The organism is Amycolatopsis sp. NPDC059027 (assembly GCF_042739735.1).
Classification (GTDB): Bacteria; Actinomycetota; Actinomycetes; order Mycobacteriales; family Pseudonocardiaceae; genus Amycolatopsis.
Genome location: NZ_JBHYIK010000076.1, coordinates 35373 through 37533, shown reverse-complemented (window position 1 = coordinate 37533; position 2161 = coordinate 35373). Strand labels below are relative to the sequence as shown.

Sequence of the window (2161 nt, the reverse complement as noted above, 5' to 3'; positions counted from 1 at the left end):
GCCACCCGCGCGGTCCCCGGCGAGCACAGGGGGGGGTATCCGCCGACCCCCCCCGACCGCCCAACACCCCCTTATACGCGGCGTCCGGTGCCCATAAGGTGGCCTTGACGGCGTCCTGACCTGCAAAAAGGGAGCAGGGGACCTTTGCTAACGTCCGTTGGCAAGCTAACTTTCAGTAAGCTCACGAACGCTAGCAAAGGTCCCTCGCTCACCTCCGGCGTGAGCAAAGGTCCCCCGCTCCTGTTCCGGGGCAGCGCGAGCGCGCGAAGTGGGGGGCGTTCGAGGGCCGCGGGAGGGTCGCCGACCCACCGAGGGACGCCTTCGGTGCGCTCACTGCACCGAGGGACGCCCTCGTCGCACTCAACGCACCAAGGGCGTCCCTCGGAGCTTCCCGCACAGGCCGACAGCATCGCCCGACGTCGCGAACGCTCCGTTGGGGACGCTCAACGTCGCGAACGGAACGTTCGCGACGTAGGACACCGCAAGACCCCGCCCCGCCAACCCCAGCAGTCACACCAGCCTCACAAGCGTGAGCAAAGGTCCCCCGCTCCCCTGAAGCGTGAGCAAAGGTCCCCCGCTCCTGTCCGGGCGCTCGTCCGCCGCGCAGTGGGAATCTCAGCGACGCCGCGCAGCCACCGACGACGACGGGACCGCGGTGAGCAGCGTGAACAGCACCGCCGCCAGTTGCACGAGCAGCAGCAGCCCGCGTTCCGTCCCCGGGTACTCGACGGTCACCTCGGCCGACTTCGGCGGCACCGAGACCGCCACCTGATGCCCCCACGCGGGCACGATCGGCACCCGGGCGCCGTTGACGCTGGCGTGCCAGCCCGCCTCCTGCTCGGCAGCCAGCACGAGCAGCCGCCCGTTGGGGCCGTCGGAGACGCGGACCCGCACGTCCGGCAGGCCTGCCTGCACCGGTGAGACCCCCGGGGAGACGCCGGGCGCGTCGCCGCCGGTCACCGCGGCCTTCGCCAGCTCCGGCGAGATCAGCACGACCTGGCCGGCGGGCGGGAGCAGTTTGAGCACCGGCCGCCCGTCCGACGCCGGCGGCGCGACGGCGACCAGGTCCTTGGCCAGCGTCGGGTACGCGGCGGGATCCACGCCCGCGGGCAGGACCACGTAGAGGACGCCGGAGGCCGCCGCGGCGGTCAGCGCGCGTTTGACCGACTCGGCGTTGCCCTGCCCGAGGTCACGCCGCCAGCCACTGAGCCGGTCGGCCGTGCCGGGCGAGGGCGCGAGCTGATCGTCGCCGTAGTGCGCCAGCCGTCCGCCGGTTTGCCGCACCTGGTCGGCGCCGAGGTCCAGCACCGAGCGGCCGGAGGCGGCCAGGTCCGCGGTCACCTCGGGGGCGAGCTGCGGACGTCCACCCGCCCGCAGGGGGCCTTCGTGACCGGTCACCACCGCACCCGCGCCGAACGCGAGGAGCACCACGACTCCGGCTACGGCGGCGATCCGCGGCAGCAGCCTGCCGGGCACCGGCGCGACGCCACCGCGTTGCCACGCCGAGAGCACGACCCACAGCAGCCCGGCCCCGACCAGCAGCAGCGGGACACCCGCGTAGCCGTACGCGGGCGCGCCGCCCTGCATCGGCGTCAGCTTCACCAGCCGCACCAGCACGATCCCGCCCGCACCGAGGACGGCGAGGGCGAGCCCACCGGCCGCGAGCTTCGTCGGGCGCACGACGAGCGCGACGAGCGCCGCCGCGATCACCGCCACCCCGATCGGCCACGCGCCGGGGCCACCGGGGTCGAGCCCGGCCAGATCCGTCCCGGACGGCAGCGCCGCGCCGCCGCCGAGACCCTGCACGAGCAGCTCGGGATGCTTCAGGAGCACGGTCGGCCACGGCAGCAGCAACGCCAGCGGCAGCAGCACCACGATGCCCACCGACGCGATCCGCCGCGCCAGCCCGGTCGGCGCGGGCAGCACGACGAACCCGATCAGCAGGCCCGCGAGCGCGAGCCCGTGCGCGAGCGGGGAAAAGGCCCCGAGCAGCGCCACCCCGAACGCGGACAGCGCGGAGATGTGCAGCCAACGGGTGTCGGCCCGGACGAGCAGCCCGGCGATCCCGGCGACGACGAGCGGCAGCACGATGTGCACCACGACGACGTCGAGACGGCCCTGCGCCACCGAAGCCGTCGCGGCGGGCAGCAGCGCGTACACC

The 2161-nt window shown here is 74.2% G+C and carries 1 pseudogene; it reads right to left on the bottom strand.

What is annotated here, in order from left to right:
- Positions 1–615: 615 nt before the first annotated feature.
- Positions 616–2161 (bottom strand): annotated as a pseudogene (locus tag ACFWY9_RS37160) (glycosyl transferase); the annotation flags it as partial.